Below are 26821 nucleotides of genomic sequence, written 5' to 3'. Positions count from 1 at the left end.
GGCGACTGACGGAGCGGGCTGGCGGAGCCTGCGAAAGACCGTTAACGACGGCTTGGATGACCGGTGCTTTGCGCGCGAGGTCATCGGCAGGTGCGACATCAATGTCTTCGACTAAGGGAGCATCTGTCCCGCGGGTCGGCAATGTGACCGGCACAGCTTTCCGCCTTGCCTAACCCCCGTCACCTCCGGCATATTCCGCCGCCGGAGGCGGCGTTCCGGAAAGGGCTCCAAGGCTTCCGGAAAGCCGATAGCAATAAGCAAAGCCACGCGCGGCCAGCGCGTCGCGCGGGCAGGGGGAAATTTGTTTGGCCGATGAGTTCATTCTCGAAACGGAAGGGCTGACCAAGGAGTTCGCGGGATTCTTCGCCGTCCGCGATGTCGCCCTCAAGGTCCGCCGTGGGAGCATTCACGCGTTGATCGGTCCGAACGGGGCCGGGAAGACGACGTGCTTCAATCTCCTGACCAAGTTCCTCAGGCCGTCTGCCGGAAAAATCCTCTACAAAGGCCAGGACATCACCGCGATGGCGCCGGCCGACGTCGCGCGCATGGGATTGGTGCGCTCGTTCCAGATCTCGGCGGTGTTTCCGCATCTCACGGCGCTGGAAAACGTGCGTGTTGCGCTTCAGCGCCAGCACGGCAGCTCGTTCGATTTCTGGCGCTCCAAGTCCGTGCTCAACCGTTTCAACGATCGCGCGCGCGAGTTGTTGTACGATGTCGGCCTCAGCGAGTTTGCCAACACGCCCGCGGTCGAGATGCCCTATGGGCGCAAGCGCGCACTCGAGATCGCAACCACGCTCGCGCTCGATCCGGAGATGATGCTGCTGGACGAGCCGATGGCCGGCATGGGCCACGAGGACATCGACAAGATCGCGGCGCTGATCAAGCGCATCTCCGCGAAATACACCATCCTGATGGTCGAGCATAATTTGAGCGTCGTGGCCAATCTTTCCGACATCATTACCGTGTTGACGCGCGGGCAGGTGCTTGCTCAAGGCCATTATAGCGAGCTCACCAAGGACGAGCGCGTCAAGGAAGCCTATCTGGGAGCCGGTCATGCCTGACACTGCGATCGCCGAGGCACCGGCGAAGGCTGCAACGACCGGCGGCAATATCCTCCAGGTGCGCAACTTAGAGGCCTGGTACGGCGAGTCCCACATCCTGCACGGGATCAATTTCGACGTGAATGCGGGCGAGGTCGTCACGTTGCTCGGGCGCAACGGCGCCGGCAAGACGACCACGCTGAAGTCGATCATGGGCGTCATCGGCAAGCGCACCGGCTCGGTGCGGTTCAACAACCAGGAGATCATCCGCGCGACCTCGGACAAGATAGCCCGCATGGGGATTGCCTTCTGCCCCGAGGAGCGCGGCATCTTCGCGAGCCTCGACGTGCGCGAGAACCTGATGCTGCCGCCGATCGTGCGGGCCGGGGGGCTGTCGCTCGACCAGATCTTCGAGCTGTTTCCGAACCTCAAGGAACGCCTGAGCAGCCAGGGGACAAAACTCTCCGGAGGCGAGCAGCAGATGCTGGCAATTGCGCGCATCCTGCGCACCGGCGCGAGCTTCCTCATGCTGGACGAGCCGACGGAAGGTCTTGCACCCGTCATCATCCAGCAGATTGGCCATACCATTGCGCGGCTGAAGAAGGAGGGTTTTACCATCCTGCTGGTCGAGCAGAACTTCCGCTTCGCCTCCACGGTCGCCGACCGCTATTATGTCGTCGAGCATGGCAAGATCATTGACGGATTCTCCAATGCGGAGCTTGCTGCCAATATGGACAAGCTCCACGCCTATCTCGGCGTCTAGAACTGCCAACGAGAAACTTCAAAAAAGGAAAGTTGCATGAAGACCAGGTCAATTGCGTCATTTCTGCTCGGCACCGCGCTGTCGCTCACAGCAGTGGGCGCCGCTTGCGCACAGGACAAGACCGTCAAGATCGGCGCGCTGTCCGATCAGTCCGGTCTCTACGCCGATCTCGGCGGCCCCGGCTCGACGCTGGCGGCGCAAATGGCGGTCGAGGATTCCGGCCTTGTTGCCAAGGGCTGGAAGATCGACATCATCTCCGGTGATCACCAGAACAAGCCGGACATCGGCACCGCGATCGCGCGGCAATGGTTCGACGTCGACAAGGTCGATGTCATCGTCGACGTGCCGAATTCCGGCGTGGCGCTGGCCGTCAACAACGTCATCAAGGAGAAGAACGGGGTCTACATCAATTCGGGTGCTGCGACCTCCGATCTCACCAATGCGCAGTGCTCGCCCAACACCGTGCACTGGACCTATGACACCTATATGCTCGCCCATACCACGGGCCAAGCGCTGGTGAAGGCGGGCGGCGACACCTGGTTCTTCCTGACTGCCGACTACGCCTTCGGCGCGGCGCTCGAGCGCGACACGACGGCGGTGGTGCTGGCCAATGGCGGTAAGGTTGTCGGCGGCGTCAAGCATCCGCTCAACACGCCGGACTTCTCCTCCTTCCTGCTCCAGGCGCAGTCGTCCAAGGCCAAGGTCATCGGCCTTGCCAATGCCGGCGGCGATACCACCAACTCGATCAAGCAGGCGGCCGAGTTCGGCATCACCAAGGGCGGCCAGAAGCTCGCCGCGCTGCTTCTGTTTCTCACCGACGTCAAGGCGATCGGGCTCGAGACCGCGCAGGGCCTCAACTTCACCGAGACCTTCTACTGGGACATGAACGACCAGACTCGCGCCTTCTCGAAGCGCTTCGCCGGGAAGATGAAGAACAGCGCTCCGCCGACCATGGTGCAGGCGGGCGTCTATGCGGGCCTGCGTCATTACTTCAAGGCGCTGGAAGCGCTTGGCGGCAATCCGCACGACGGCGTCAAGGTCGTCGAGAAGATGAAGTCGATGCCGACCGAGGACGATCTGTTCGGCAAGGGCGAGATCCAGCCGAACGGCCGCAAGATTCACAACGCCTATCTGTTCGAGGTGAAGAAGCCCTCCGAATCCAAGGCGCCGTGGGACTTCTACAAGCTGGTCGGCACGGTGCCGGGCGATCAGGCCTTCACACCGCTGTCCGAAAGCAAGTGCGCGCTGTTGAAGAAGTAAGCGGCAATAACGGTTCGCCGGCCAATGCCGGCGAACCACATGAGGAACGCTGAAGGGACTGGGTGCGGGATCGATGCAGGCTCTCTATGCACAGCTACTGGTGGGACTGATCAACGGCTCGTTCTACGCGCTGCTCAGTCTCGGGCTTGCCGTGATCTTCGGCATGCTGAACATCATCAATTTCGCCCATGGCGCTCTCTACATGATGGGCGCGTTCGTCGCGTATTTCCTGCTCAACAATGATTACCTCAGTATCGGCTACTGGCCAGCGTTGATCATCGCGCCGATCGTGGTCGGGATCTTCGGCATGATCCTGGAGCGGACCATGCTGCAATGGCTGACCGGGCTCGATCATCTCTATGGCCTGCTGTTGACGTTCGGTCTGGCTCTCATCATCCAGGGCGTGTTCCAGAACTACTTCGGCTCGTCCGGTCTGCCTTATGCCATTCCCGACCAGCTCAAGGGCGGCATGAATCTCGGCTTCATGTTCCTGCCCATCTACCGCGGCTGGGTGGTCGTCTTCTCGCTGGTGGTGTGCCTTGCGACCTGGTTCCTGATCGAGAAGACCCAGCTCGGCGCCTATTTGCGCGCCGCGACCGAAAACCCGACGCTGGTGCGCGCCTTCGGCATCAACGTGCCGCGCATGATCACGCTGACTTACGGGCTCGGCGTCGGCCTTGCCGCGCTCGCCGGCGTGCTCTCCGCGCCGATCAACCAGGTGCGGCCTCTAATGGGTGCCGACCTCATCATCGTGGTGTTCGCGGTGGTGGTGATCGGCGGCATGGGATCGATCATGGGCTCGATCATCACCGGCTTCGCGCTCGGGGTGATCGAAGGCCTGACCAAGTATTTTTACCCTGAGGCCTCCAACACCGTCGTGTTCGTGCTGATGGTGCTGGTGCTGCTTGTGAAGCCAACGGGACTGACGGGAAGGGCGGCCTGATATGACAGCCTTGACTGACGACACCTTGCCAGTGACGGCGCGCGCGATGCGCGACGAAATGATCGTCTTCGTATTCATGGCGCTGGCCCTGGCTGCCGTGCCGTTCACCAGCATCTATCCGTTCTTCGTGATGCAGGCGCTGTGCTTCGCGCTACTCGCCTGCGCCTTCAACCTGCTGATCGGCTATGGCGGCCTCTTGTCGTTCGGCCACGCGATGTTCCTCGGCACTGCCGGCTATTGCAGCGCGCATGCGCTGAAGGTGTGGGCGCTGCCGCCGGAGCTCGGTATTCTCGCTGGCGTTGCCGCAGCCTTCGTGCTCTCGATCGTGACCGGCTACATCTCGATCCGCCGCCAGGGCATCTACTTCTCGATGATCACGCTGGCGCTGTCGCAGCTCCTCTATTTCATTTACTTGCAGGCGCCGTTCACGCATGGCGAAGACGGCATTCAGGGCATTCCGCAGGGCCATCTGTTCGGGATCTTCGATCTCTCCAAGGCGACGATGCTTTATTACGTCGTGCTGGTCGGCTTCCTCGCCGGCTTCCTGCTGATCTACCGCATCATCAACTCGCCCTTCGGCGAGGTCCTGAAATCGATCCGCGAGAACGAGCAGCGCGCGATCTCGCTGGGCTACCGCACCGATCAGTACAAGCTGCTGGCCTTCATCCTTTCAGGCACGCTGGCGGGCTTTGCGGGCTCACTGAAGGTGTTCGTGGCGCAGAACGCCTCGCTCACGGACGTGCACTGGTCGATGTCCGGTGAGGTGGTGCTGATGACGCTGGTCGGCGGTCTCGGCACCATTTTCGGGCCCGTGGTGGGCGCCTTCGTGATCATCGCCATGCAGCAGTACCTGGCGAGCTACGGCCAGTGGGTGACGGTGATTCAGGGCGCGATCTTCGTGATCTGCGTGCTCACCTTCCGCCGCGGCGTCGTCGGCGAAATCGCGCATTACTTCCGGAGATCTCTGTAAGCATTTGATCAAAAGCCTGTTTTCGCGGTTCTTGAAAGTGGTGGATGAAGTGCTTCGGGCGACGTGACGTGGCACGCGCGCGGCCTGAAAATGGTCTATGACAATTTGGTGACAGTCCTCCCGGACCGGCCAATCTCAACCCGGCAATTATCCCCATGATGCGTTGGTTTCGCGCCTTCCTTCCCAAGGAGGAACGGTTCTTCGATCTGTTCGACCGCCACGCCCAGACCGTGATCCACGGCTCCATCGCGCTCCAGGGCATGCTGAACGGCGGCGAGGAGACGCCGGTCTATTGCCAGCGCGTCAACCAGTTCGAGAATGATGCCGACAACATCACGCGCGAAGTGCTGACCGCGGTGCGCCGCACCTTCATCACCCCGTTCGACCGCGGCGACATCAAGAACCTGATCACCTCGATGGACGACGCCATCGACCAGATGCAGCAGACCGCCAAGGCTGTGATGCTGTTCGAGGTCCGCGCCTTCGAGCCGCCGATGCGTGAGATCGGCGGGCTTTTGATCGAGTGCGCCAACCTGGTGGGCCGCGCGCTGCCGCTGCTTCAGGAGATCGGCAAGAACGTCGCCATGCTGACCGCCATTACGGAGGAACTGACCAAGCTGGAGGGGCGGGTCGACGATCTCCATGACATCGGGCTGAAGGAGCTGTTCTTGAAGCACCGCGACGGCAACGCGATGGATTTCATCGTGGGTGTCGAGATCTACGATCACCTCGAGAAAGTCGCGGACCGCTTCGACGACGTCGCGAACGAGATCAACAGCATCGTCATCGAACAGGTCTAGCGCATGATCCGGAAAAGTGTGCAGCGGTTTTCCCTCGCGACAAACGCGGAGCGCGTTTGCGCCGAGATCATGCGCAAATCTTAAAACAGGAACCGCGCCGTGGATGCCGTGTTGGGTCTTCCCATCCTGGTCGGACTGATCGCAGTCGCGCTGCTGTTCGATTTCCTGAACGGCCTGCACGACGCCGCCAATTCGATAGCCACCATCGTCTCGACCCGCGTGTTGCGGCCGCAATTCGCGGTGTTCTGGGCTGCGTTCTTCAATTTCGTCGCTTTCATGGTGTTCGGCCTGCACGTCGCCCAGACCATCGGCACGGGGATCATCGATCCCTCGATCGTCGACGCCCAGGTGATCTTTGCGGCTCTTGTCGGCGCTATCATCTGGAACATCGTCACGTGGGCGCTCGGCATTCCGTCGTCGTCGTCACATGCGTTGATCGGCGGCCTCGTCGGCGGCGGCATGGCCAAGGCCGGGATTTCGGCCGCGGTCTGGAGCGGGCTGACGAAGACCGTGCTGGCGATCGTGCTCTCGCCGCTGGTCGGCTTCCTTCTGGCGATGATGCTGGTTGCGATCGTCTCCTGGGCCTCGGTGCGCTCGACGCCGTTCGCCGTCGACCGCGCCTTCCGCATCCTGCAATTCGCCTCCGCCTCGCTCTATTCGCTCGGGCATGGCGGCAATGACGCCCAGAAGACCATGGGCATCATCGCCGTGCTGCTCTTCTCGCAGGGCCAACTGAGCGGTGAGTTTTACGTGCCGTTCTGGGTGGTGCTGTCGTGCCAGGCGGCGATGGCGATGGGCACCCTGATGGGCGGCTGGCGGATCGTGCGCACGATGGGCCTGCGCATCACCAAGCTCACGCCGATGCAGGGTTTTTGCGCCGAGACCGGCGGTGCGGCAACCCTGTTCATGGCGACCTTTCTCGGCGTGCCCGTGTCGACCACCCACACCATCACCGGCGCGATCGTCGGTGTCGGTGCCGCCCGCCGTGTCTCGGCGGTGCGCTGGAACGTGGCAAGCTCGATCGTCTATGCCTGGGTGATCACGATACCGGCGTCCGCGATCGTCGCGGGACTCTCCTGGTGGGCGGTGCAGTTTTTCAGGTAACGAGCTTCAACCCGACGATGCCGCCCACGATCAGCCCAATGCTGGCGAGGCGCAGCGCCGTGGCCGGCTCGCCGAACAGGATGATCCCCAGGGCTGCGGTGCCGACCGCGCCGATCCCGGTCCAGACCGCGTAAGCGGTTCCAATCGGCAGCCACTTCAGCGCCAATCCGAGCAGGATGACGCTGCCGGCCATGGCGGCGAGCGTGAGCACGGATGGAACGAGCCGCGAGAAACCATCTGTGTATTTGAGGCCGATCGCCCAGCCGACCTCCAAAAGACCGGCGACGAACAGGATAGTCCAGGCCATGACGCCCCTTCGTTCAAGGCAGGGTCGTCCCCGCGACTAATGTGCCGATTAAAGGAAGGTCGTCCTTCCCGGGGTGGATATGGGACTGGCCGAGGCGCCCCGCAATCACCAGATGACCCTTGATTAGGCCCGTTTTCCCTGCCAAACGCTCCCGCCATGTCCGACATCGCCATCACAGCCGAATCGCCGGCCCGTTCCCCGCTTGCTACCGAAGTGGCGCGGCGGCGGACCTTTGCGATCATCTCTCACCCGGACGCCGGCAAGACCACGCTGACGGAAAAGTTGCTGCTGTTCGGCGGCGCCATCAACCTTGCAGGCCAGGTCAAGGCCAAGGGCGAGCGGCGCAACACGCGCTCGGACTGGATGAAGATCGAGCGCGAGCGCGGCATCTCCGTCGTCACCTCGGTCATGACCTTCGAGTTCGAGGGCCTGGTGTTCAACCTCCTGGACACGCCCGGCCACGAGGACTTCTCGGAAGACACCTATCGCACGCTGACAGCCGTCGACTCCGCCGTCATGGTGATCGACGCTGCCAAGGGCATCGAGGCGCGAACCCGAAAGCTGTTCGAGGTGTGTCGTCTTCGAGATATCCCGATCATCACCTTCATCAACAAGATGGACCGCGAGAGCCGCGACGTTTTCGAGCTGCTCGACGAGATCGAGAAGACGCTGGCACTCGACACCACGCCGATGACCTGGCCGGTCGGCCGGGGCCGCGACTTCCTCGGCACCTATGACGTCGTCAATGGCGGCGTACGCCTGCTCGAGGGCGGCGGCGCCAAGACGGGTGCTGCGCAGCAGACCGAGATCGAGGAACTGACCAAGCTCAACGCCAATCTCGATGTTGCCGCCGTCAAGGACGAGCTCGAGCTCGTCACCGCGGCCTCCAAGCCATTCGATCTGGGGGCGTTTCGCGAAGGCCATCTGACGCCCGTTTACTTCGGCAGCGCGCTGCGCAATTTCGGCGTCGGCGACCTTCTGGAAGGCCTTGGCAAGTTCGCACCCGAGCCGCGCGCGCAGGAAAGCGACCAGCGCAAGGTCGAAGCAACCGACCCACGCATGAGCGCCTTCGTGTTCAAGATCCAGGCGAACATGGATCCGAACCATCGCGACCGCATCGCCTTCGCGCGGCTGTGCTCGGGCAAGCTCAGCCGCGGCATGAAGGCCAAGCTGGTTCGCACCGGCAAGAGCATGCCGCTGTCGAGCCCACAATTCTTTTTCGCGCAGGACCGCTCGGTCGCCGACGAAGCCTTCGCCGGCGACGTCGTCGGCATTCCCAATCACGGCACCTTGCGCATCGGTGACACGCTGACGGAAGGCGAGGATTTCACGTTCGTCGGCGTACCGAGTTTTGCTCCGGAAATCGTCCGCCGCGTCCGGCTTACCGATGCGATGAAGGCGAAGAAGCTGAAGGAAGCGCTTCAGCAGATGTCCGAAGAGGGCGTGGTGCAGGTGTTCCGCCCGCGCGACGGCGCGCCGGCGCTGGTGGGCGTCGTCGGCGCGCTGCAGCTCGACGTGCTGAAGGCGCGGCTCGAGGCGGAATATTCGTTGCCGGTTGAGTTCGAGGTGAGCGAGTTCCAGCTGGCCCGTTGGGTCTCCTCGGATGACCGCAAGAAGCTCGACACCTTCATCGCTGCCAACACGTCCAGCATCGCTGACGATGTCGATGGCGATCCCGTGTATCTGGCACGGAACGAATTCTATCTCGGCTATACCCGGGAGCGCGCCGAGGGTATCGAGTTCGCCAACGTCAAGGACGTGAAGAAGAAGGGGTAGGCGGAGCCCACTCTCCGCTGTCATGCCCGAACCGAACGCGCGCATGTGAACGCCGGTGGGCTTGACGCGTCGACGGCCGGTGCCACGTTTGAAGCATGTGGCATTGCGGTCTGGCGGTCATGTGGCGCTGCATCCTTATCCTGCTCTTGGTGACGGTAACACCGGTCTCTGCCGATGCACGGTACCGACACTTCCATTCGAGTCCCTACTTCAACGAGCCTTTCTCCTACGAGCCTTGCGGCGGTCCATTTCAGGGACCCTGTATCACCGAGATACCCTTTCCGTTCGGCGAGACGCTCCAGGTCACGGTCGAGACGGTTCCATCGCAGGCCGACAGCGCGAAGTACCAGAAGCCGGATCATGACCTCGACACGATCAGCGACCTGTTCGCGCAGTTGCGCTCGTGCTGGTCGCCTCCCTCGACCGACAATGCGCGGGAGGGCATGCAGATGTCGGTACGTTTCAGCCTCAACAGGTCGGGCAGGCTCATCGGCCCGCCGCACCTGACCTTTGCGACGGCGGGCGCGTCGGCGGACACGCGAACCACGTACCTAGATGCCATCAACGCGTCGTTGAATGCCTGCCTGCCGCTGAAGCTCACCGACGGTTTTGCCGGGGCGCTGGCCGGACGGCCGATCGCGATCCGCTATGTCGACAATCGCGAGTTGACGCCCCCCACGACAAAGCAATGACCGCGAATGACGCATTGCGGGCGATGGGCTTCAGGTGTTACCCGATAGACGGCGCTAGTTGAGGGGAGGACGTCATGGGTCTGCTGGTGATGATCCTGGGGCTCGCTTTGTTTTTCGCCGCCCACACGTTCACGACCAAGCGCGAGGCGCGCGCTCAGGCGATCGCGCGGCTGGGCGAGGGCACCTACAAGATCCTCTATGCGCTGGTCTCGCTGGCCGGCCTTGCGCTGATCGTCTGGGGTTTTTCCCATTATCGCGCGGCGGGCATGTGGAATGTTTGGGAGCCGCCAACTTTCCTGAAGCACATCACCGTCGCGCTGATGCTGCCGGCCGTGATCCTGGTGGTGGCGTCCTACATCCGCGGCCGCATCTATGCGACGCTGAAGCACCCGATGCTGGCCGGCATCAAGCTGTGGGCGGCGGCGCATCTCTTGGCCAATGGCGATCTCGGCTCCATCATCTTGTTCGGCTCGTTCCTCGGTTGGGCGGTGTATGACCGGATCTCGTTGAAGCATCGCAAGGATGCTGGCGGCCCGCCGATTCCGGTTGGCGGTGTCACCAACGATCTGATCGCCGTCGCCGTCGGTGTCGTCGCCTATCTGGCGCTCGCCTTTGCCTTCCATCCCGTCGTGATCGGCGTTCCCGTGATGGGAGGCTAGCGCCAGCCGATCAGCGCAAGACAAGAGCGGCTGTCCGTGCGGGAAAAGTGACGAGAATAGCAAGCCGGGAGCCGCCCGATGGACTGGTCGCAATCTCAGCTTCCCCCGATGCGGCTCGAGGCGCGCTTCGGAGATCGCATCGTGAGTACATTCTGCGAGCGGCCGGCAAGTCTCTGGGCGATGATCGCGGAAGCATCCGATCGCAATCCCGACGGTGAAGCGCTGATTTGCGGCAATGCCAGGCTGACCTGGCGGCAGGCCGTCGAGCAGTCGGCGCGGATCGCGGCCGGACTTCGCAGGCTCGGCCTGCAACGTGGCGACCGCGTCGCGCTCCTGCTCGGCAATCGCATCGAATTTCCATTGATCCTGTTTGCTGCTGCGCATGAGGGCCTCGTCACCGTACTGCTGAGCACGCGCCAGCAGAAACCCGAGATTGCCTATGTGCTCGCCGACTGCGGTGCCAAGGTCTTGATCCACGAGGCGGTGCTGGCCGACCGTCTCCCGGAGCCGCGCGATGTCCCCGATGTGGCGGATCGTATCGCGGTCGACGATGACGTGCGTTTGTCGCGCTTCTCCGATCTCAGCGATCACGCGCCTGCGGCTACGCCGGCGCACGTCGGCGAAGAGGATACCGCGATGATCCTCTACACCTCAGGCACCACCGGCAAGCCCAAGGGCGCGATGCTCGCCCATTGCAACATCATCCATTCCTCGATTGTCTTCGTATCTTGCCTAAAGCTCACGGCGGCGGATCGTTCGATCGCGGCGGTGCCGCTCGGCCACGTCACCGGCATCGTCGCCAACATCACGACGATGATCCGCTGCGCCGGTACGCTGATCATCATGCCGGAGTTCAGGGCGGCCGACTATCTCAAGCTCGCCGCGCGCGAGCGCGTCACCTACACGGTGATGGTGCCGGCAATGTATAATCTCTGTCTGCTCCAGCCGGACTTCGACAGCTATGATCTGTCGAGCTGGCGCATTGGCGGCTTCGGCGGTGCGCCGATGCCGATCGCGACCATCGAGAAGCTGGACGAAAAAATTCCCGGCCTGGAGCTGATGAACTGCTATGGCGCGACCGAGACCACGTCGCCGTCGACGATCATGCCGGGCGAGCTTACCGCACGCCACATCGACAGTGTCGGCTTGCCCTGTCCCGGCGCGCGGATCGTCGCGGTTGACGCAGAGGGGCGCGAACTGCCGCGCGGCGAGATCGGCGAGCTCTGGATCGGAAGCGCGTCCGTGATCAAGGGCTATTGGAATAATCCGAAGGCGACCGCCGAGAGCTTTACCGGCGGCTTCTGGCACTCCGGCGACCTCGGCTCGGTCAATGCCGACGGCTTCGTCCGCGTGTTCGACCGCCAGAAGGACATGATCAACCGCGGCGGCCTGAAGGTCTATTCCGCCGAGGTGGAATCAGTGCTGGCCGGACATCCGGCGGTGGTCGAGAGTGCGATCATCGCAAAACCGTGTCCGGTGCTCGGCGAGCGCGTCCATGCGGTGGTCGTCACGCGTGAAGCGGTCGCAGGCGAGGCGCTGCGTGCCTGGTGCGCCGAGCAGCTCTCCGACTACAAGGTGCCGGAGACGATCGTCCTCACGGCCGAGCCGCTGCCGCGCAACGCCAATGGTAAGGTGCTCAAGCGGAAGCTGCGAGAGGCTCTGGCCGGATCATGAACCGCGCCGGAACCCGGTAGGGGCCACGGCGGAGGGTTAACGCCTTGATCCGGCTCGCTTTGCCTTGCCACCGCCATATCGATAGCGTATCGCAGCCGCGACGCGGGGACGGGATTCCTCACGCGAACGCTATGGCGCGCGCTCCCGGCCGGGCATGGGATTAGCATAAGTGTCTGAATTATTTGACGAAGTCGACGAGGAAGTACGTCGCGAACAGCTCAAGAAGCTGTGGGACAAGTATTCGATCTACTTCATCGCCCTGATGGTGCTGGTCGTGGCCGCCGTCGGTGGCTGGCGCGGCTACCAGTACCTGGAGGCCAAGAAGGCCGCCGAGGCCGGTGCCGCCTTCGAGAAGGCCGTGGAGCTGTCCGAGCAGAACAAGCATGCCGAGGCCGAGGCGGCCTTCACCGAGCTCGCGGCCAAGGCTCCCCGGGGCTATCGCACGCTGGCGCGCTTGCGCGCCGCGGCTGAGGCAGCTGCACGCGACCCCAAGGCTGCCGTGAAGATGTATGACGATATCGCAGCCGACAGCACTGCTGGCGCCGAGCAGCAAGCGCTCGCAAAACTCCGCGCCGCAGGGCTTCTGATCGACACCGCGGCCTATGCCGACATCCAGCAACGGCTGGAGGCATCCGCCGCGGCCGGCTCCACCTTCCGCCATAGCGCACGTGAACTGCTGGCCCTGTCGGCCTGGCGCAATGGCGACGCAGCCGCCGCACGCAAATGGCTGGATGCAATCGCCGAGGATGGTGAAACCCCGCAGGGCCTGCGCTCGCGCGCCGAGGCCTTGCAGGCTCTGCTGCCGCCGGTCGCCAAGAGCTGACGGCCCAAGAATAGTTGCGAGAACAGTTGAACGAGACTTGAGATGCGCCGTACGCAACGTTTGATCGCAGCCGCTGTTCTGATCGCCTTCTCGGGCCTCCTTGGCGGCTGCTCGAGCGGCGGGTTCGATCCGAGCGACCTCATGGACTGGCTCGACACCAAGAAGAAGCTGCCGGGCGATCGCAAGCCGGTCTTCCCCGAGGGCGTGCCCGGCCTGGAGCAGGGCGTGCCGAGAGACCTCTACAAGGGCGCACAGCAGCCACAGGACCAGCAGAATGCGGACGCCGCGGCTGCTGCTGCCGCAGCCCCGCCGCCCGAGCCGCCGAAATCCGCCAAGGCCGCGAAGTCGAAGAAGACCAAGCAGCCGGCGGCAGCCGCCGCAGCGCCGGCCGGCGAAGTCGACGGCGAGGCCCAACCCGAAGCAGCGCCCGCAGCGGCACCGCCACCGAAGCAGAAGATCGTGCGCAAGCGCACCACCGCGCCGCCGCAGGATCAGGATCAGACCACCCAGCCCGCGCAAGCGACGCAGACCACACAGCAGCAGTCGCAGGGAGCTTTCCCGGCGCCGATGCCGAGCGGCAGCTTTACGCGCTGACATTTTTCACTGCATTGACAGGCGCAGCCCCGGCAGCGCACGAATGACCAATGTCTTTTACGATCGCCATCATCGGCCGGCCCAATGTCGGAAAGTCAACGCTGTTCAACCGCCTGGTTGGACAGAAGCTCGCGCTCGTCGATGACCTGCCCGGGGTGACCCGTGACCGCCGCGAGGGCGATGCAAAGCTTGGCGATCTCGCATTCACCATCATCGACACGGCCGGTCTCGACGAAGGCGCCAAGGGGTCGCTGACCGCGCGGATGCAGGAGCAGACCGAGGCCGCGATCGCGCAAGCCGACGCACTGTTCTTCGTCATCGACGCGCGCGTCGGCCTCACGCCGACCGATCGCGCCTTTGCCGATTTCGCCCGCCGTGCCAACAAGCCGGTGCTGCTGGTTGCCAACAAGAGCGAGGGCAAGCACGGCGACGCCGGCGCGATGGAAGCCTTTGCGCTGGGCCTCGGCGATCCCATCCAGATTTCCGCCGAGCACGGCGAGGGCATGGGCGAGCTCTACGATGCCTTGAGCAGGCTGATGCCGGAGCCGCTCGATGAGGATGAGGGCGAGGACGAGGAGGAACTGTCCGAGGAGGAGGCCGCCAGGCGTCCGATCCGGGTTGCGATCGTCGGCCGCCCCAATGCCGGCAAGTCGACGTTGATCAACCATCTGCTCGGCGAGGAGCGCCTCTTGACCAGTCCGGAGGCGGGCACCACGCGCGACTCGATCGCGGTCGAGATCAACTGGAAGGGGCGCGATTTCCGAGTGTTCGATACCGCGGGCCTGCGCCGCCGCTCGCGCATCGAGGAGAAGCTGGAGAAGCTCTCGGTCGCCGATGCCTTGCGCGCCGTGCGCTTTGCCGAAGTCGTCGTGCTGATGATGGACGCGCAGCACCGCTTCGAGGAGCAGGATCTGCGCATCGCCGACCTGATCGAGCGTGAGGGCCGTGCCGTCGTGCTGGCGGTCAACAAATGGGACCTGATGGAGAGCAGGGGCGGCGGCGCGATCTCCAACCTGCGCCGCGATGCCGATCACTGGCTGCCGCAGGTCAAGGGCGTGCCGATCGTCGCCGTCTCCGGCCTGATGGGCGAAGGCATCGACCGCCTGATGCAGGCGATCCAGGATGCCTATGCGGTCTGGAACAGGCGCGTGCCGACCTCGGCCCTGAACCGCTGGTTCGAGCAGGCGATCCAGGCCAACCCGCCGCCGGCGGTTTCGGGGCGCAGGCTGAAGCTCAACTACATCACCCAGACCAAGGCGCGCCCGCCGAGCTTCGTGCTGTTCTGCTCGCGCGCCGATGCCGTCCCGCAGGCCTATTTGCGCTACCTCACCAACTCCATGCGTGATGCCTTCGAGTTGCCGGGCACGCCGGTACGGATCACGTTGCGCGAGAAGGCCAACCCGTTTGCGCACAAGCGCAAGCGGTTGTCGTGAGCGGCGAGGCGGGTGAGGCGATAGGCTCGGATGCCGCGCCGATCCGGCGCGGTGCGGTCGCCTTCATCTTCGTCACCATTCTCCTCGACATGCTCGCGCTTGGTGTGATCATGCCGATCCTGCCAAAGCTCATCGAGAGTTTCGTCGGCAACGACACCGCGCACGCGGCCCGCATCTTCGGCCTATTCGGCACCGCATGGGCGTTGATGCAGTTCGTGTTCTCGCCGGTGCTGGGTGCGCTGTCCGATCGCTTCGGCCGGCGGCCGGTGGTGCTTTTGTCGAACTTCGGCCTCGCCGCCGACTACGTGCTGATGGCCCTTGCGCCGTCCCTGATCTGGCTGTTCATCGGGCGCATCATCTCAGGGATCACATCGGCGAGCATCTCGACCGCCTTTGCCTATATCGCCGACCTGACACCGCCGGAGCGCCGCGCTGCGGTCTTCGGCAGGATCGGTGCGGCATTCGGTGCGGGGTTCATCTTTGGGCCGGCGCTGGGCGGTCTGCTCGGCGATATCGATCCGCGGCTGCCGTTCTGGGCTGCGGCGGCGTTGAGCTTCGCCAACGCGGTTTATGGCCTCCTGATCCTGCCGGAATCACTATCTGCGGATAGGCGCGCGCCGTTCCGCTGGCGTAGGGCAAATCCGCTCGGCGCGCTGCATCTGTTGCGCTCGAACGCGGTGCTCGCGGGCCTTTCCGTCGTCAATTTCACCGCGCAGGTGGCGCACGTCGTGCTGCCCTCGACCTTCGTCCTGTATGCGACCTATCGTTATGGCTGGGATTCCAAGACCGTCGGCCTCACGCTCGCGATGGTCGGCATCTGCGCCATGGTGGTGCAGGGGCTCGGCGTCGGCCCAATCGTGCGCGCGCTCGGCGAGCGCAACGCGCTGCTCCTGGGTTTGAGCTGCGGTGCCATCGGCTTTCTGATCTTTGGGAGTGCGCCGACCGGCCCCCTATTCTGGCTCGGCATTCCCGTGATGTCGCTGTGGGGCGTATCAGGCGCGGCCGCGCAATCGCTGATGACGCGGCTCGTCGCACCTGATCAGCAGGGACAATTGCAGGGCGCAACCACGAGCGTACAGAGTGTGTCGCAGCTCGTAGGGCCCTTCCTGTTCACGCTGACGTTTTCCTATTTCATCGGCGGCAGCGCGCTCTGGCATTTGCCCGGCGCGCCGTTCTTGCTTGCTGCGGTGCTGATGATCATAGCGGTGATGATCGCGATGCGGACGCTGGTCGCGACGAAGGCGGCTTCGTAGGGTGGGCAGAGCGACTTGTCCGCCGTAGCTCGAAGAGCGATGGCGGAAGCGTGCCCACCGCTTCTATCACAGCGATGGAGGAACGGTGGGCACGGCGCTTTCGCGCCTTTGCCCACCCTACGACAGTGTCGCTTTACTTCTTCACCAGCGGACACTCGCTCGCCTCGAGCGGCTTGGCAGCGTCTTCCGGTGCGATGGTGGCGACCAGCTTGTAATAGTCCCACGGGCCCTTCGACTCTTCCGGCTTCTTCACCTCGAACAGATAGGCCGGGATGAGGCGGCGGCCGTCGGCGCGCAGCGGGCCCTTGCCGAACAGCGGATCATCCGTCGGCAGTTCCTTCATCTTGGCAACGACCTTGGCGCCGTCATGCGGGTTGCTGCCGAGCGCGTCCATCGCCTTCAGATAATGCAGGATGCCGGCATAGAGACCGGCGACCGTCATCGACGGCATCGAGCCCTTCGGCGAGACCTTCTGGAATCGCTTCGACCATTCGCGCGTCTGGTCGTTGAGATCCCAGTAGAAGGACTCGGTGAAGGTCAGCCCCTGCGCGGTCTTGAGGCCGAGCGAGTGCACGTCGTTGATGAACAGCAGCAGCGCTGCGAGCTTCTGGCCGCCCGCCACGATGCCGAATTCCGATGCCTGCTTGATCGCGTTGGTGGTGTCGCCGCCGGCATTGGCGAGGCCGATGATCTTGGCCTTCGACGACTGCGCCTGCAGCAGGAAGGAGGAGAAGTCGGACGAATTGAGCGGATGCTTGACGCCGCCGAGCACCTTGCCGCCATTGGCGGTGACGACCGCGCTGGTGTCGCGCTCCAGCGCGTGGCCGAAGGCGTAGTCGGCGGTCAGGAAGAACCAGCTGTCGCCGCCGGCCTTGGTCAATGCCTTGCCGGTGCCGTTCGCCAGCATGTAGGTGTCGTAGGTGTAGGAGATCGTGTTCGGCGTGCAGGCCTTGCCGGTGAGATCGGCGGTGGCCGCGCCCGAATTGAGCAGCACCGAGTTCTTTTCCTTGACGAGGTTGTTCACCGCGAGCGCAACGCCCGAGCTCGGCGTGTCGGAGATGACGTCGACCTTGTCGTTGTCAATCCACTGCCTTGCGATGTTGACGCCGACGTCGGGCTTGTTCTGGTGATCGCCCGAGACGACATCGATCGTCCAGCCCTTGGCCTTCAGGCCGGAATCCTCGACTGCCATCTTCACGGCGGCAACCGAGTTCGGCCCGCCGATGTCGGCATAGAGGCTCGACATGTCGTTGAGCACGCCGATCTTGACGGTCTTGTCTTGGGCGGAAGCCGAGGTGGCGAAGCCGAGGCCGGCACAGGTCAACAGCGCGGCGTAGCGCCACGCGCGCAAGTTTTTCATTGTATTCCCTCCAACTGTTGATGCCGGGACGGCCCTCTTGGATGGGGCTTTTGACCATCGGCGTGATCGGTCACGATCTTGATGTGTCCGATAGCGTGTCCTGATGCTTGCGGCAATGCGCTAATCGTAGCGGTCCGGGCGATCGGTTAATCCGATCGTCTCTTGCTGACTTAAATTTCATCAATCCGTCGCGTGGCCGCGCGTCGGCCAGCATGCGCGGGCCTCAGGCTGGCGGCCGGAAGCTCATCAGCGTGCGCAACTTGTAGTCGTAGAATTTGCCGGTTTCCGCCCAGTCAGGCGCGCACATCGGCACGATGAACTCGGCCGCCTGCTCGGGCGTGTCGAGCGTCAAGGGATCCTCGCCCGGCATCAGGGTCGCGCGCATGCGGGTGCGGATCGGCCCGGGATTGAACAGGTTGACGCGCAGTTTCGTGCTCGCGGTCTCCTGCGCCCAGGCGCGCGCCAGCGTTTCCAGCGCAGCCTTGGAGGCCGCGTAGGGGCCGACATAAGCGGTCGCCTTGTTGGCTGCGCCCGAGGTGATGAACACCGCGCGGCCGGCGTCGGACTGTTTCAGCAGTGGCTCCATGCAGCGGATGAGCTGGAAATTCGCCGACACGTTGATCGCCATCACATCGGTGAAGGTCTTCAGCTCGATATGGCCGAGCGGCGAGGAGGGGCCGAGCACGCCGGCATTGCCGACGAGAATGTCGAGCTTGCCGTGGCGCTCATGCAGCGCGGCGCCGAGCCGCGCGATACCGTCGAAGTCGGTGAGGTTGAGTGGCACCAGTGTGGCGTTGCCGCCTGATTTCCGGATCTCGTCGTCGAGCTCTTCCAGCCCGCCCTGCGTGCGCGCGACCGCGACGATGTGCGCACCGGCTTTTGCCAGCGCGATCGCGGTGGCATAGCCGATGCCGCGCGAGGCGCCGGTGACGAGAGCGATGCGGTTGGCGAGGAGTTTTGTCATGGCGGGGTTTTACAGGCGTGGATGGCCGGGACAAGCCCCCGCTTGGTCGTCATTCCGGGGCGATGCGAAGCATCGAACCGGAATCCGGAGATTACGATACGAGATCGAGATTCCGGGTTCGCGTTACGCGCGCCCCGGAATGACTGCTGGGGACGGACTAACTCGCCTCCGCCAGTAGCGACAATTGGCGCGGCTGCTGTTCGGTCTGGGTCTGGTCGGTGAGATGCGTTGGATAGGCGCCGGTAAAACAGTGATCCGAAAACTTCGGATTGGCCGGGTCGCGTCCGGGCTCGCCCATCGCGCGGTACATGCCGTCGATCGACAGGAAGGCGAGCGAGTCCGCCCCGATGATCTCGCGCATCTCTTCCAGTGAATGCGTTGCCGCGAGCAGGCCACCGCGATCGGGCAGGTCGATGCCGTAGTAGTCGGGATAGAGGATCGGTGGCGAGGCGAGACGGAAGTGCACCTCGGTCGCGCCCGCATCGCGCATCATGCGCACGATCTTCTTCGAGGTGGTGCCACGCACCAGCGAGTCGTCGATCAGGATGATGCGCTTGCCTTCGATCGCGGCGCGGTTGGCCGAGTGCTTCATGCGCACGCCGGATTCGCGGATCGCCTGCGTCGGCTGGATGAAGGTGCGGCCGACATAGTGGTTGCGGATGATGCCGAGCTCGAACGGCACGCCGGAGAACTGGCTGTAGCCGACCGCGGCGGGCACGCCGGAATCGGGCACCGGCACCACCACGTCGACCGGCACGTGGCTCTCCCTGGCGAGCTGCGCGCCAAAGGCCTTGCGCACCTCGTAGACCGAGCGGCCATGGACGATGGAATCAGGCCGGGAGAAATAGATGTATTCGAAGATGCAGGGCCGCGGGGCCATCGGCGGGAACGGCTTGTGGACGTCCTGGCCGTTCTCGTCGAACACGATGACTTCGCCGGGCTCGATGTCGCGCACGAAGCGCGCGCCGATGATGTCGAGTGCGCAGGTCTCCGACGTCAGGATCGGGCAGCCGTCGAGCTCGCCGAGCACCAAGGGGCGAATGCCGCGCGGATCGCGCGCGCCGACCAGCTTCTTGTTGGTCACCGAGACCAGGGCATAGGCGCCTTCGATCTCGCGCAGCGCGTCGATGTAGCGTTCGATGAAGCGGTTGCGCTTGGACCGCGCCACCAAATGCAGGATCACCTCGGTGTCGGTGGTCGACTGCATCATCGCGCCGTTCTTGACGAGCTCGCGGCGCAGCGTCAGGCCGTTGGTAAGGTTGCCGTTATGAGCAACCGCCAGGCCGCCGGCATTCAGTTCGGCGAACAGCGGCTGCACGTTGCGCAGGATCGTGGCGCCGGTCGTGGAGTAGCGGACGTGGCCAACCGCGACACTGCCGGGCAGGCGGTCGATCACCTCGCGGCGGGAGAAGGTGTCGCCGACGAGGCCGAGGCGGCGCTCGGAATGGAAGCGGGAGCCGTCGTAGGAGACGATGCCGGCGGCCTCCTGGCCGCGGTGCTGCAGGGCGTGGAGGCCGAGGGCGGTAATGGCGGCGGCGTCGGGGTGACCGTAGATGCCGAATACGCCGCATTCCTCGCGTAGCGTATCCCCCTCGAGATCGTCCTGAAGCTCGAGCCCGGCCGGGGGGAGGTCGAGATCAAGCTGGGCGTTCCAGTCGGGGTTTTGCATCTCGTCCATCGCGCCTCTCTTCGGGCTCAATTCAACGCGCCGCGGGTTTCTCGATCAGCTTTTTAAGGCTGTCACGAGCCGGTTTACTGTAGCCGTCGCTGCCGCCCGCAGGCTGCTGCTCGGTATCAGCTTGATCATCATCTGGTTTGTTTTTCTTGAATCTCTTCAAGATGGTGTTCTCGGGGTCATCAGGCAAGAGCGACATCAGCCAATCCCCGGTTCCCTGCAAGACCACCCGGGACTTCGCTCCCGTGACCCAGTCCGGGCGCTGCTTGTCCGGGACCAGCCAGGTGAAGAACAGGAAGGCAACCACCACGATCAGGAGACCGCGCCCCAGGCCGAACAGGAAGCCCAAGGTGCGGTCCAGGGCGCCGATCCGGGAATCCAGGATCATGTCGGAGATCCGGACCGTGATCACGGAGACCACAATCAGCGTGCCCACGAACACGCCGGCCACGACCACGACGCTCGCGACCGTGTCGTTGTTGAAGTACGTCTTGGCGGTCGGCAGCAGCTTCGAGAATGAATAGAGCGTCACGATCGCCGCCGCGCCCCAGGCCGCGATCGACAGGATTTCGCGCATGAAGCCGCGGACCATGGCAAGCAGGCCTGAGATCAGCATCACACCGAGCAGGATCAGATCGAGGAGTGTAATCGGCATCGGCTGGTCTGGTCCGCTCGTACTCTCAAAGATGCTCGGCGAATCGGTGTTTTGGCCGCCGCCCTAAGTGAGGGGCAGACGGCGTTCCCGGCAAGTCCGGAACCACGCGATCCCGCCGCTTTGTGACGGCTGTATAGCGGCGGGGCCGGGGATCGTCACCTCCACCTAGCCCTCTCCACGGCGGAATCTGGCGGGTGTGGCATTTTTCTCGGGCTGACTTGTGGATTCGCCCCGGCGGGAGCCGCGGGCGGCGATCTCGGCGACCAGCGTGGTCAGGTTGTTCACGGCGTTGAGCGACAGCCCCGCGTCCCCGCCGGCTTCGCCTCGGGCCGATTCGGGGAGCACGGCGCGGCTGAAGCCGAGTTTTGCGGCCTCTTTCAGCCGCGCGGGGGTCTGGGCTACGGGCCGCACCACGCCGGAGAGCGAAATCTCGCCGAAATAGACCGCATCGGTGGGTAACTGCGCGTTAACCAGCGAGGATACCAGCGCCGCTGCCGCGGCGAGGTCGGCGGCCGGCTCGTGGATGCGCAGGCCGCCTGCGACGTTCAGATAGACGTCGTGGCCGGACAGCTTCACGCCGCAATGGGCTTCCAGCACCGCCAGCACCATCGAGAGCCGGCTCGGGTCCCAGCCGACCACGGCGCGGCGCGGGGTACCGAGCGAGGTCGGCGCCACCAGGGCCTGTAGCTCGACCAGCAGGGGGCGGGTGCCCTCGATCCCGGCGAACACGGCCGTGCCGGGGGTGCCGAGGTCGCGTTCGGACAGGAACAGCTCGGAAGGGTTGGTGACCTCACGAAGGCCAAGGCCGGTCATCTCGAAGACGCCGATCTCGTCGGTGGGGCCGAAGCGGTTTTTCACGGCGCGCAGGATACGGAATTGCTGCGAGCCTTCGCCCTCGAAGGACAGCACCGCGTCGACCATGTGCTCGACCACGCGGGGGCCGGCGATCTGGCCGTCCTTGGTGACGTGGCCGACCAGGATGATGGCGGCGCCCGTCTTCTTGGCGAAGCGGATCAGGGCCTGCGCGGAGGCGCGCACCTGCGTCACCGTGCCGGGCGCGGACTCCACCGTGTCGGTCCACATGGTCTGGATCGAGTCGATCACGATGAGGCGGGGGACCGCCCCTTCCGACAGCGTCGAGATGATGTCCTCGACCGAAGTCTCCGCGGCGAGCTGCACCGGCGCGTCCGACAGCCCGAGCCGTTCCGCGCGCAAGCGCACCTGAGCGATTGCCTCTTCGCCGGAGATATAGACGACGCGGTGGCCGGCACGGGCCAGCAAGCTCGTGGCCTGGGTCAGCAGCGTCGATTTGCCGATGCCGGGATCGCCGCCGACCAGCAGCACCGAGCCGCGCACGAAGCCGCCGCCGGTAACGCGGTCGAGCTCGGTCATCCCCGATGACAGTCGCGGGGCGTCGGGGCTTTTTCCCGCCAGGCTCTCCAGCGCGAAGGTGCGCCCCTTGCGCTTGGAGCGGATCGACACCGGCACGTTGCCGGTCGCGTCCTCCTCGGCCAGCGTGTTCCACTCGCCGCAGGCCTCGCACTTGCCCTGCCAGCGGTTATAGGCTGCGCCGCAGTTCTGGCAGACGAAGGAGAGCGTGGATTTGGCCATGGGGACTGGTGAATCGGTGTCAGGGGGATTGCGTGGCGTTCCATAGCATGGAGAGTCCCGCCGCGACCATGATGGCGTCCATCACCAGGCGGAACACGTCTGGTTTCATGTGCAGCACGAAGCGCTTGGCGATGAAGGCGCCGAACATCAGTGAGGAGCCTGCGATGAGGCCCTTGATCGCGACGTCGCCGGTCAGCGCCCCGAAGCGTTCGAATGTCACGGATTTCGACAGATAGAGGCCGAGCGAGGAAGCGGCCTCGGTCGCGAGGAACGCGCCCTTGGTCAAGCCATAGAACAGGAACAGCGGCACGCTGAGTGGTCCCGTCGAGACCACGATGCCGGTGAAATAGCCGATGATCGCGCCGCCGATCGCCAGATGCCAGAGGTTGGCTCTCAGGTCGTGCCGCGCCAACCAGTGCCGCGCCGGCACCATCGCGATCAGGAAGATGCCGATCGCAAGGTCAACCGCGTGCGAGGGCAGCGCCAGCAGCGTCCGCGCGCCGAGCGCTGCGGCGGGAATGCCTGTGATGGAATAGGCGGCACAGGCCTTCCAGTCGACCTCGCGCCACCAGGCGAGGATCCGCGACAAGTTCGCCATCACGGCCGCGACCGCCATGATCGGAACGGCTTCCTTTGGCCCGTATTCAAAGACCAGTACCGGCATCAGCATGATCGACGAGCCCGTGCCAACGATGCCGGAAATGGTGCCGGCGATCAGGCCGACGATGAGGACGAACAGGAAGGCCAAAAGGGAGAGCTCCGGGAATCGGGGGAGTGTAGCAATTCTCGCTCCAGATCGGACCGGCTCGCCTCGGTAACAAGAAATCTGGAAATCAACCCCATGCAAAGTAGCCAGGCTGGACTTCGCGCTCCGCGAAACTCTTCGGGGACACAGGCCGGTGTCGCCCGGCGGGGCGCTGCCTGCAAACCAGGCAGTGCGCCGCAGCACATGCTGACAGCATGTTGGCAGCAGGCCTCGGCTACGACCATCTCCTGACATTTTCGAGAGAGGGAGCGGGTCATGCCGGTCGAAGGGAGCTGCCATTGCGGTGAAACGGTGTTCGAGGTCACGGAGCCGCCGGCCAGCGTGACGCGCTGCACTTGCTCGCTCTGTGCCAAGCGCGGCGCGCTGTGGGCCTACTACACGCCGGCGCAGTTCCGCTTGCTCTCTCCGCAGGAGAACGTCGCGACCTATCAATGGGGTAGTCGCACCGTCAAACATCATTACTGTGCGAGCTGCGGCTGCGGCACCTATTCGGAGTCGCCGGACTGGTCGACCGGCAAGCCCGACTTCGACAATCCCAAGGTCGCGATCAACGCGCGCCTGTTCGACGACTACGATCTCGATGCGGTGCCCGTGAACGTGATCGACGGTAAGAATTTGTGGTGACGGCACGTATCGTTGGCTGATGGTACGGGCAGAATGCGCGGAGGATATTTTTGGGCTTCAATGACCAAAGTAGACGAAGAACATGGATACGATTGCTCCGTACAAGACCGAACGTAGAAGGACACTCGAACGGCGCCATCTTCCTTTAGTCGAGGCCATGTTCGGTCTAAGCCAATATTGCTCGTACCAATCAGGCTGAACGCGAAATGCGCGCATCGCGGTTTGTTCGAATTGACTTGGGTGAGACTCTCTCTGCTGCATGACACGCCTCTTTTGCGGCCCGTTCGTTTTGAACCGGGCGCGCGGTCTTCCTCACGGCGGGACGACGGCGCTGCGCGGGTCGGAGGCGCGATTGGAGGAGACGTAGTCGATCTCGCCACGCCCGATACCGAGATCGAGCAGCTCCCGGTCACTCAGACCGTCTAACCTCGCGCACAGCTTTGCGCGTGTGCGCCATTCGCAAAATGCATCGCGGCAATTGGCGAGGACAGCGAGGCCGAGCCGCACCGTCACAAAATTCCGCCGTGGCTCGAACGCGTTGAAGGCCGTTGTCATCGGGGTACCTCCCGGCGTCGTTTCGCACGGTCTAGGATGTCCGGACATGGCGGGGCACGCTTGACAGGCGGCTTACATTTTCCTTACCGGCGGCTTATTCTTTCGCGTCAGACCGTGCCGTGGCGACCTCGAAGGGCAACCGAGGGAATGTCCCTTGCGCTATTTGTTCGAGCACTACGCGTTCGACACCGACCGGCGCGAGCTCCGTCGCGGAGCTGATGTGGTGCCGACAGCGCCTCAAGTTTTCGATCTGCTCGATTACTTGATCTGCAACAGGGAGCGCGTGGTCAGCAAGGAGGACGTTGTCAACGCCATCTGGAAGGGACGTATCGTATCCGAGGCGGCGCTGACGACTCGCCTCAACGCTGCGAGAAGTGCGATCGGCGATACCGGCGAGGAGCAGCGCCTGATCAAGACGTTGCCACGAAAGGGCTTTCGTTTCGTCGGCACGGTTCGCGAAGAGAGCCAGCCTTCGGGCGCGGCAGGGATCTCAGTCCGTCCCATGGGATCGACGGAGGCTGTCCTTCCGCCCGACAGGCCCTCGATCGCGGTTTTGCCGTTCGAGAACATGAGCGGCGATACTGAGCAGGACCATTTCACGGATGGAATCGTCGAGGAGATCATCACTGGGCTGGCCGGCTTCCAGTGGCTGTCGGTAGTCGCCCGCAATTCGAGCTTCGCGTACCGGGGGCGTGCCATCGACGTGAGGCAGATCGGTCGCGAACTCGACGTCCGCTTTATCCTGGAAGGTAGCGTGCGCAAGACGGGGGATCGTATTCGCATAACCGGTCAGCTCATCGACACGGCGACGGGCACGCACGTCTGGGCCGATCACTTCGACGGCGGTCTGGAACATGCTTTCGATCTGCAGGACCAGGTGACGGCCAGCGTGGTCGGTGCGATAGAGCCCGCCGTCCTGCGGGTCGAGACCCGGCGCGCGACACGCAAGCCTGCGGCAACGGCGTGGGAGCGGTTGATGCACGGATTTGCAGTACAAAGACGATTGACCAGGGAGGCCAACGCGGAAGCGCAGCAAATCTTTCGGCGGGAAATACAGCTCGACCCGGAGTCAGCGGCGGGCTATGCGTTCGCCTCGCAGTGCTACACTTGGGCGAAGTCGTTCGGTTGGTTCAGCGATCACGCGGCCGAATCCGCTGAAGGTGCGCGACTTGCTCGACGCGCGCTCGACCTCGGGAGGGATGATCCGCTATTCCTGACTGCGGCCGGTTTTGGTCTGGCCTATCTTCAAGGTGATCTCGACGTTGCAACGGATGCGGTTGCGCGCGCGCGGGCGCTCAACCCGAACTCTCCCGCCGCTTTGGGTCTGCATGGATGGATTCACGTCTGGCGCGGCGAGCCCGAACTTGCGCTGGCCAACGTCGAACGCGCCCTGCAGTTGAGCCCTTCCGACGTTTTCTCCTTCGCATGGTGGTGCGTCGGTTCCTATGCGCATTTTGCCTGCGGCAGAAATGACGACGCACTCTCATGGGCGGAGCGGACGTCGCGGGAACATCCCAGCTACCTTCCGGCCGCAAGGATGATTGTCGCCAGCGCCGCGCTCGGCGGTCGGCCAGAGAGCCCTGAGATGTCGTTAGCCCGGCTGCGTCAGCTCGATCCGATGCTCCGTCTTTCGAATCTTGGGGAGCAAATGCCGTTTCGCCGCGCCGAGGATCTCGCCAGGTTGACGGATGGCCTGCGAATAGCAGGGCTGCCCGAGTAACGGCCCAGCGGATTTGCGAGCACGCACCTAACGTAGCGCGACCCATGCCGGCGCGTGGTCGCTCGCGCCGTCTTCGCCACGGATCTGCTTGTCGACGCCGGCCTTGGTCAGGCGCGGGGCCAGGGCAGGGCTGAGCAAGAGGTGATCGAGACGCAAGCCGGCGTCGCGTGGCCAGCGGTTTCGTTTGTAGTCCCAGAACGTGTAGATCCGCTTGTCCGGATGCAGCGTGCGGAGCGCATCGCACCAGCCTTGCGCAACGAGTGATTTGAACGCGGCGCGGCTCCTGGGCTGGATCAGGGCGTCCTTGTCCCAAGATCTCGTTGGATAGATGTCGAGCTCGGTCGGCGCGACGTTGTAATCGCCGGCGAGCACGACCGGCAGATCCTGCTTGAGCAAACTTTTTGCGTGGCGTTTCAGGCGCGCGAACCAGTCGAGCTTGTGGTCGAATTTCGGTCCGGGCTGCGGGTTGCCGTTCGGCAAATAGATGCTGGTGACGATGATGCCGCGCACGGCTGCCTCGATGTAGCGCGCCTCGAGGTCGTCAGCGTCGCCCGGCAAGCGGTCGCGGGTCAACACGGGCTCGGCGTTGCGCGCGAGAATGGCGACGCCATTCCACGTCTTTTGCCCGCGCCAGACCGCGCCGTAGCCGGCTTTCTCGATTGCAGCGGCCGGAAATTCGCCATCAGTGGCCTTCAATTCTTGCAGTGCGACGACGTCAGGATTCGCCCCGTGCAGCCAGCGCAGCAGGTTGGGCAGGCGACGGTTGATGTTGTTGATGTTGAATGTCGCAATCTTCATGT

The 26821-nt window shown here is 63.9% G+C and carries 26 protein-coding genes; 17 read left to right on the top strand and 9 right to left on the bottom strand.

Features of this window, described 5'->3' with window-relative positions; translation table 11 throughout:
- Positions 1-305 precede the first annotated feature (305 nt).
- The 7 genes from SO140_RS08275 to SO140_RS08245 all read left to right on the top strand — a co-directional run bounded on the left by SO140_RS08275 (position 306) and on the right by SO140_RS08245 (position 6880).
- Positions 306-1061, top strand: a complete 756-nt coding sequence (locus SO140_RS08275; protein WP_449378604.1) for an ABC transporter ATP-binding protein — start codon at positions 306-308, stop codon at positions 1059-1061.
- A complete protein-coding gene (locus SO140_RS08270) occupies positions 1054-1803 on the top strand; it encodes an ABC transporter ATP-binding protein (protein ID WP_449378603.1) in 750 nt (249 codons plus the stop codon). The genes SO140_RS08275 and SO140_RS08270 overlap by 8 nt, the downstream gene beginning before the upstream one ends.
- Before the next feature lie 36 nt (positions 1804-1839).
- Complete coding sequence (locus SO140_RS08265; RefSeq protein ID WP_449378602.1) at positions 1840-3063, top strand: ABC transporter substrate-binding protein; 1224 nt, start codon at positions 1840-1842, stop codon at positions 3061-3063.
- Positions 3064-3136: 73 nt separating this feature from the next.
- Positions 3137-4006, top strand: coding sequence for a branched-chain amino acid ABC transporter permease (locus SO140_RS08260; protein ID WP_284270329.1), 870 nt, complete (start codon positions 3137-3139; stop codon positions 4004-4006).
- Between the two features lies 1 nt (position 4007).
- Positions 4008-4976, top strand: a complete 969-nt coding sequence (locus tag SO140_RS08255) for a branched-chain amino acid ABC transporter permease (protein WP_449378601.1) — start codon at positions 4008-4010, stop codon at positions 4974-4976.
- A gap of 155 nt (positions 4977-5131) precedes the next feature.
- Complete coding sequence (locus tag SO140_RS08250; RefSeq protein ID WP_449378600.1) at positions 5132-5776, top strand: DUF47 domain-containing protein; 645 nt, start codon at positions 5132-5134, stop codon at positions 5774-5776.
- Between the two features lie 99 nt (positions 5777-5875).
- Positions 5876-6880 (top strand): inorganic phosphate transporter, encoded by a 1005-nt coding sequence (locus SO140_RS08245; protein WP_449378599.1) that lies wholly within the window; start codon positions 5876-5878, stop codon positions 6878-6880.
- Here SO140_RS08245 and sugE read toward each other — a convergent pair.
- Positions 6873-7187, bottom strand: coding sequence for a quaternary ammonium compound efflux SMR transporter SugE (gene sugE / locus SO140_RS08240; RefSeq protein WP_449378598.1), 315 nt, complete (start codon positions 7185-7187; stop codon positions 6873-6875). The genes SO140_RS08245 and sugE overlap by 8 nt on opposite strands.
- Positions 7188-7343: 156 nt before the next feature.
- Here sugE and SO140_RS08235 point away from each other — a divergent pair, with 156 nt between their 5' ends.
- The 8 genes from SO140_RS08235 (at position 7344) to SO140_RS08200 (ending at position 16091) form a co-directional block, all read left to right on the top strand.
- A complete protein-coding gene (locus SO140_RS08235; protein WP_449378597.1) occupies positions 7344-8963 on the top strand; it encodes a peptide chain release factor 3 in 1620 nt (539 codons plus the stop codon).
- A 119-nt stretch (positions 8964-9082) separates the two neighbouring features.
- A complete protein-coding gene (locus SO140_RS08230) occupies positions 9083-9655 on the top strand; it encodes a UCP034077 family protein (RefSeq protein WP_449378596.1) in 573 nt (190 codons plus the stop codon).
- Between the two features lie 74 nt (positions 9656-9729).
- Positions 9730-10314: an NnrU family protein gene (locus SO140_RS08225; protein ID WP_449378595.1), complete on the top strand. Its 585-nt coding sequence runs from the start codon at positions 9730-9732 to the stop codon at positions 10312-10314.
- 78 nt (positions 10315-10392) lie between these two features.
- A complete protein-coding gene (locus SO140_RS08220) occupies positions 10393-11988 on the top strand; it encodes a class I adenylate-forming enzyme family protein (RefSeq protein ID WP_449378594.1) in 1596 nt (531 codons plus the stop codon).
- A 169-nt stretch (positions 11989-12157) separates the two neighbouring features.
- Positions 12158-12811: a tetratricopeptide repeat protein gene (locus SO140_RS08215; protein ID WP_449378593.1), complete on the top strand. Its 654-nt coding sequence runs from the start codon at positions 12158-12160 to the stop codon at positions 12809-12811.
- Between the two features lie 42 nt (positions 12812-12853).
- Positions 12854-13405, top strand: a complete 552-nt coding sequence (locus tag SO140_RS08210; protein WP_449378592.1) for a hypothetical protein — start codon at positions 12854-12856, stop codon at positions 13403-13405.
- Positions 13406-13455: 50 nt separating this feature from the next.
- Positions 13456-14838 carry a ribosome biogenesis GTPase Der gene (gene der / locus SO140_RS08205; RefSeq protein ID WP_449378591.1) on the top strand — a complete coding sequence of 461 codons (1383 nt, stop codon included), beginning with the start codon at positions 13456-13458 and terminating at the stop codon, positions 14836-14838.
- Positions 14835-16091 carry a TCR/Tet family MFS transporter gene (locus SO140_RS08200; protein ID WP_449378590.1) on the top strand — a complete coding sequence of 419 codons (1257 nt, stop codon included), beginning with the start codon at positions 14835-14837 and terminating at the stop codon, positions 16089-16091. The genes der and SO140_RS08200 overlap by 4 nt, the downstream gene beginning before the upstream one ends.
- A gap of 133 nt (positions 16092-16224) precedes the next feature.
- On the opposite strand, the gene SO140_RS08195 is transcribed toward SO140_RS08200, so the two are convergent.
- From SO140_RS08195 to SO140_RS08170, 6 genes are all read right to left on the bottom strand, one after another.
- Positions 16225-17451, bottom strand: a complete 1227-nt coding sequence (locus tag SO140_RS08195) for an ABC transporter substrate-binding protein (protein ID WP_449378589.1) — start codon at positions 17449-17451, stop codon at positions 16225-16227.
- Between the two features lie 223 nt (positions 17452-17674).
- Positions 17675-18415: an SDR family NAD(P)-dependent oxidoreductase gene (locus tag SO140_RS08190; RefSeq protein WP_449378588.1), complete on the bottom strand. Its 741-nt coding sequence runs from the start codon at positions 18413-18415 to the stop codon at positions 17675-17677.
- A gap of 157 nt (positions 18416-18572) precedes the next feature.
- The gene (purF, locus tag SO140_RS08185) at positions 18573-20084 is read right to left on the bottom strand and encodes an amidophosphoribosyltransferase (protein WP_449378632.1); all 1512 of its coding nucleotides are present in this window, start codon (positions 20082-20084) and stop codon (positions 18573-18575) included.
- Between the two features lie 31 nt (positions 20085-20115).
- On the bottom strand, positions 20116-20745 hold the full coding sequence (locus SO140_RS08180) for a CvpA family protein (protein WP_449378587.1): 630 nt from the start codon (positions 20743-20745) through the stop codon (positions 20116-20118).
- Between the two features lie 165 nt (positions 20746-20910).
- The gene (gene radA, locus SO140_RS08175; RefSeq protein WP_449378586.1) at positions 20911-22356 is read right to left on the bottom strand and encodes a DNA repair protein RadA; all 1446 of its coding nucleotides are present in this window, start codon (positions 22354-22356) and stop codon (positions 20911-20913) included.
- 19 nt (positions 22357-22375) lie between these two features.
- Positions 22376-23104, bottom strand: a complete 729-nt coding sequence (locus SO140_RS08170; protein WP_449378585.1) for a sulfite exporter TauE/SafE family protein — start codon at positions 23102-23104, stop codon at positions 22376-22378.
- Between the two features lie 273 nt (positions 23105-23377).
- Here SO140_RS08170 and SO140_RS08165 point away from each other — a divergent pair, with 273 nt between their 5' ends.
- On the top strand, positions 23378-23746 hold the full coding sequence (locus tag SO140_RS08165) for a GFA family protein (RefSeq protein ID WP_449378584.1): 369 nt from the start codon (positions 23378-23380) through the stop codon (positions 23744-23746).
- 312 nt (positions 23747-24058) lie between these two features.
- Here SO140_RS08165 and SO140_RS08160 read toward each other — a convergent pair whose 3' ends face one another.
- A complete protein-coding gene (locus SO140_RS08160) occupies positions 24059-24301 on the bottom strand; it encodes a DUF1127 domain-containing protein (RefSeq protein WP_449378583.1) in 243 nt (80 codons plus the stop codon).
- A 154-nt stretch (positions 24302-24455) separates the two neighbouring features.
- Between SO140_RS08160 and SO140_RS08155 the strand changes: the two genes are divergently transcribed.
- Positions 24456-26021: a winged helix-turn-helix domain-containing protein gene (locus tag SO140_RS08155; protein ID WP_498542415.1), complete on the top strand. Its 1566-nt coding sequence runs from the start codon at positions 24456-24458 to the stop codon at positions 26019-26021.
- Between the two features lie 27 nt (positions 26022-26048).
- Here SO140_RS08155 and SO140_RS08150 read toward each other — a convergent pair whose 3' ends face one another.
- Positions 26049-26819 carry an exodeoxyribonuclease III gene (locus tag SO140_RS08150; RefSeq protein ID WP_449378581.1) on the bottom strand — a complete coding sequence of 257 codons (771 nt, stop codon included), beginning with the start codon at positions 26817-26819 and terminating at the stop codon, positions 26049-26051.
- Positions 26820-26821: the final 2 nt, after the last annotated feature.

This window comes from Bradyrhizobium sp. UFLA05-108 (genome assembly GCF_059803455.1).
The sequence above is the reverse complement of the archived record's forward strand: the minus strand, read 5'-3'. Positions and strand labels throughout refer to the sequence as shown.

Bases quoted from the DNA above. Each gene is read 5' to 3' on its own strand.
- SO140_RS08270 (WP_449378603.1), top strand. From the start codon at position 1,054: ATGCCTGACACTGCGATCGCCGAGGCACCGGCGAAGGCTGCAACGACC.
- SO140_RS08265 (WP_449378602.1), top strand. From the start codon at position 1,840: ATGAAGACCAGGTCAATTGCGTCATTTCTGCTCGGCACCGCGCTGTCG.
- SO140_RS08260 (WP_284270329.1), top strand. From the start codon at position 3,137: ATGCAGGCTCTCTATGCACAGCTACTGGTGGGACTGATCAACGGCTCG.
- SO140_RS08255 (WP_449378601.1), top strand. From the start codon at position 4,008: ATGACAGCCTTGACTGACGACACCTTGCCAGTGACGGCGCGCGCGATG.
- SO140_RS08250 (WP_449378600.1), top strand. From the start codon at position 5,132: ATGATGCGTTGGTTTCGCGCCTTCCTTCCCAAGGAGGAACGGTTCTTC.
- sugE (WP_449378598.1), bottom strand. From the start codon at position 7,187: ATGGCCTGGACTATCCTGTTCGTCGCCGGTCTTTTGGAGGTCGGCTGG.
- SO140_RS08235 (WP_449378597.1), top strand. From the start codon at position 7,344: ATGTCCGACATCGCCATCACAGCCGAATCGCCGGCCCGTTCCCCGCTT.
- SO140_RS08230 (WP_449378596.1), top strand. From the start codon at position 9,083: ATGTGGCGCTGCATCCTTATCCTGCTCTTGGTGACGGTAACACCGGTC.
- SO140_RS08225 (WP_449378595.1), top strand. From the start codon at position 9,730: ATGGGTCTGCTGGTGATGATCCTGGGGCTCGCTTTGTTTTTCGCCGCC.
- SO140_RS08220 (WP_449378594.1), top strand. From the start codon at position 10,393: ATGGACTGGTCGCAATCTCAGCTTCCCCCGATGCGGCTCGAGGCGCGC.
- SO140_RS08210 (WP_449378592.1), top strand. From the start codon at position 12,854: ATGCGCCGTACGCAACGTTTGATCGCAGCCGCTGTTCTGATCGCCTTC.
- der (WP_449378591.1), top strand. From the start codon at position 13,456: ATGTCTTTTACGATCGCCATCATCGGCCGGCCCAATGTCGGAAAGTCA.
- SO140_RS08195 (WP_449378589.1), bottom strand. From the start codon at position 17,451: ATGAAAAACTTGCGCGCGTGGCGCTACGCCGCGCTGTTGACCTGTGCC.
- SO140_RS08190 (WP_449378588.1), bottom strand. From the start codon at position 18,415: ATGACAAAACTCCTCGCCAACCGCATCGCTCTCGTCACCGGCGCCTCG.
- purF (WP_449378632.1), bottom strand. From the start codon at position 20,084: ATGCAAAACCCCGACTGGAACGCCCAGCTTGATCTCGACCTCCCCCCG.
- SO140_RS08180 (WP_449378587.1), bottom strand. From the start codon at position 20,745: ATGCCGATTACACTCCTCGATCTGATCCTGCTCGGTGTGATGCTGATC.
- radA (WP_449378586.1), bottom strand. From the start codon at position 22,356: ATGGCCAAATCCACGCTCTCCTTCGTCTGCCAGAACTGCGGCGCAGCC.
- SO140_RS08165 (WP_449378584.1), top strand. From the start codon at position 23,378: ATGCCGGTCGAAGGGAGCTGCCATTGCGGTGAAACGGTGTTCGAGGTC.
- SO140_RS08160 (WP_449378583.1), bottom strand. From the start codon at position 24,301: ATGACAACGGCCTTCAACGCGTTCGAGCCACGGCGGAATTTTGTGACG.
- SO140_RS08150 (WP_449378581.1), bottom strand. From the start codon at position 26,819: ATGAAGATTGCGACATTCAACATCAACAACATCAACCGTCGCCTGCCC.